Raw genomic sequence first — 3,260 nt, 5'->3', positions numbered from 1 at the left:
CCCCCCCCCCCCCCCCCCCCCCTCTTTTTTCCCCCCCCCCCCCCCCCCCCCCCCGATCGGCGGCGGTCTGGGGGGCTGGGAGTTGTGAAAAAGACCCGGGCCGGGGCGCGACCGGCCGCGCGGCCAGGGACCGGCGGAGGGCCCCGCGCGCGGCACGCAGGCCGGGCCGCGGTTGCTGCCCGGCGGGGTGCCGATCCGGGTCAAGGACGGCCAGCCGCTGCTGCTGCGGTTCGTCCTGCCGACCGGTCCCGGCACCGAGCAGGCGACCGAGGTCGGCGAGCGCATCGTCCGGATGCTGGGGCGGATCGGCGTGCAGACCGATGTGGTGAAGGTGGCGAAGGACCGCTACTTCAGCGACTACGTGGCCCGCGGCGACTTCGATCTGGCCCTTTACTCCTGGCCCGCGACCGCCTTCCCGGCCACCGACGCCCGGCCGATCTTCGCCAAGCCGCGCCCGGCGTCGGACGGCTCGCTGCTGGTGGAGCAGAACTACAGCCGGGTCGGCACCGACCAGATCGACCAGCTCTTCGAGCAGGCGTCCAGCGAACTCGACCCGGACGCCGCGGCCAAGCTGCTGCGCCGCGCCGACGCCCGCATCTGGGCCGCGGCCGGTTCCCTCCCGCTCTACCAGCGCCCACAACTGGTCGCGGTCCGCTCCGGCCTCGCCAACGTCGGCGCCTTCGGCCTCCAGACCCCCCACTACCAGGACATCGGTTACGCACGGGCGGAGGACGCGAAGCCGGACGGGGAGTAGCAGCCGGGCGGGGAGTGGGAGCCGGGCGAAGAGGAGCGGGAGCGGTGGGCTGCGGCCCGCGGGGCGCGCAGCCCGTATCCAGGCCGCCCGTACATCCCGTACATCCCGCACGTCCCGCGCGTTCGGCAGCCAGCGGGGCGCGTACGGGGCCGAGCCCCGCAGCGGTCGGGGAGCCCGTCCGCCCCACCCCCGATTCCGTACCCCCACCCCTCTCCAGCCGGCGAGCGGCCCGACGAAGGCTGGGGAAAGGGCAGGTGAATCCCGGGCCCCGAGGGCCGGGCTGAGCTGCGCGGGGCCGGTGGTCGGGCGGGGTCGGGGGCGGGCTGGGGCGGCCGATCCCGCCCTTGCCCCGTACCATGGGGTAAGGCCGAGGCTTGAGATCTGCCCGGCAGCGCGCGTACCGGACCGTACGCCGCGATCCACGATTCCGGGAGAAGCGTCGCAGTGCCCACGCGCCACGATATTCGTAACGTCGCCATTGTTGCCCACGTCGACCACGGCAAGACGACCCTCGTCGACGCCATGCTCAGGCAGGCGGGCGCCTTCGCGGCGCACGCGGCCGAGAAGCTTGACGACCGGATGATGGACTCCAACGACCTGGAGCGTGAGAAGGGCATCACGATCCTGGCCAAGAACACGGCCGTCAAGTACCACCCGAAGGACGGTGGTGACCCGATCACCATCAACATCATCGACACCCCCGGCCACGCCGACTTCGGTGGCGAGGTCGAGCGCGGCCTGTCGATGGTGGACGCGGTCGTCCTCCTGGTGGACGCCTCCGAGGGCCCGCTGCCGCAGACCCGCTTCGTGCTCCGCAAGGCGCTCGCGGCCCGGATGCCGGTCATCCTGTGCATCAACAAGACCGACCGCCCGGACTCGCGGATCGACGAGGTCGTCAACGAGACCTACGACCTCTTCCTCGACCTGGACGCGGACGAGGACCAGATCGAGTTCCCGATCGTCTACGCCTGCGCCCGTGACGGCGTCGCCTCGCTGACCAAGCCGGAGGACGGCACCGTCCCGGCCGACAGCGAGAACCTGGAGCCGTTCTTCACCACCCTGCTCTCGCACGTGCCGGCCCCCGAGTACGACGAGGGCGGCCCGCTCCAGGCGCACGTCACCAACCTGGACGCGGACAACTTCCTCGGCCGCATCGCGCTGCTGCGCGTCGAGCAGGGCGAGCTGAAGAAGGGCCAGACCGTCGCCTGGATCAAGCGCGACGGCACCGTCTCCAACGTGCGCATCAGCGAGCTGATGATGACCGAGGCGCTGACCCGCAAGCCCGCCGAGAAGGCGGGCCCGGGCGACATCTGCGCCGTCGCCGGCATCCCCGACATCATGATCGGCGAGACGCTGGCCGACCCGGAGAACCCGGTGGCGCTGCCGCTGATCACCGTGGACGAGCCGGCGATCTCCATGACCATCGGCACCAACACCTCGCCGCTGGTCGGCCGCGGCGGCACCGGCAAGGGCGCGGACGCCAAGGCCGCGGTCAAGGACCGCAAGGTCACCGCCCGCCAGGTCAAGGACCGGCTGGACCGCGAGCTGATCGGTAACGTCTCGCTGCGCGTCCTGGACACCGAGCGCCCGGACGCCTGGGAGGTGCAGGGCCGCGGTGAGCTGGCGCTCGCCATCCTGGTCGAGACCATGCGCCGGGAGGGCTTCGAGCTCACCATCGGCAAGCCGCAGGTGGTCACCAAGGAGATCGACGGCAAGCTGCACGAGCCGATCGAGCGCATCACCATCGACGTGCCCGAGGAGCACATGGGCGCGGTCACCCAGCTCATGGGCACCCGCAAGGGCCGCATGGACAACATGTCCAACCACGGCTCCGGCTGGGTGCGGATGGAGTTCATCGTCCCCTCCCGCGGCCTGATCGGCTTCCGTACGGAGTTCCTCACCAACACCCGCGGCACCGGCATCGCGCACTCCATCCACGAGGGCCACGAGCCGTGGTTCGGCGAGCTGGTCACCCGTAACAACGGCTCCCTGGTCGCCGACCGCTCCGGTGCGGTCACCGCGTTCGCGATGACCAACCTCCAGGAGCGCGGCGTGCTCTTCACCGACCCGGGCACCGAGGTGTACGAGGGCATGATCGTCGGTGAGAACTCGCGCTCCGACGACATGGACGTGAACATCACCAAGGAGAAGAAGCTCACCAACATGCGCTCCTCCACGGCCGACGTCACCGAGTCGATCGTGCCGCCGCGCAAGCTCTCCCTTGAGCAGTCCCTGGAGTTCTGCCGCGACGACGAGTGCGTCGAGGTGACGCCGGAGGCGGTCCGCATCCGCAAGGTCGTCCTGGACCAGAAGGAGCGTGGCCGCGCCGCCTCGCGCGCCAAGCGCTGACGCACCACCTTCCCGCGCGGGCGCGCGGGAGCACGCCGGACCAGACCGTGGGCCCCGGGGGGGGGCCCCCCGCCCGGGGCCCGGGGGGGGGGGGGGGGGGTGGGCCGGGGGGTGTTTGGGCGCGGGGGGGGGGGGCTCGGGGGGGGGGGGGGGGGGG

The 3,260-nt window shown here is 72.1% G+C and carries 2 protein-coding genes and 1 pseudogene; 2 read left to right on the top strand and 1 reads right to left on the bottom strand.

Annotated features, from left to right (window positions below; all coding sequences use genetic code 11):
* Positions 1–204, bottom strand: a pseudogene (locus AAHZ94_RS31320) (hypothetical protein); the annotation flags it as partial.
* Here AAHZ94_RS31320 and AAHZ94_RS31315 point away from each other — a divergent pair.
* Together AAHZ94_RS31315 and typA are read left to right on the top strand one after the other, a co-directional pair.
* Positions 188–754: a hypothetical protein gene (locus AAHZ94_RS31315; protein WP_502964838.1), complete on the top strand. Its 567-nt coding sequence runs from the start codon at positions 188–190 to the stop codon at positions 752–754. The pseudogene AAHZ94_RS31320 and the gene AAHZ94_RS31315 overlap by 17 nt on opposite strands.
* A gap of 444 nt (positions 755–1,198) precedes the next feature.
* The gene (gene typA / locus AAHZ94_RS31310; RefSeq protein WP_349997096.1) at positions 1,199–3,103 is read left to right on the top strand and encodes a translational GTPase TypA; all 1,905 of its coding nucleotides are present in this window, start codon (positions 1,199–1,201) and stop codon (positions 3,101–3,103) included.
* Positions 3,104–3,260 lie beyond the last annotated feature (157 nt).

Origin of the sequence: Streptomyces sp. HSW2009 (genome assembly GCF_040240285.1) — a bacterium.
Taxonomy (GTDB): Bacteria; Actinomycetota; Actinomycetes; order Streptomycetales; family Streptomycetaceae; genus Streptomyces.
Note: the sequence above shows the minus strand (reverse complement) of the source record. Positions and strands in the feature narration are given on the sequence as shown.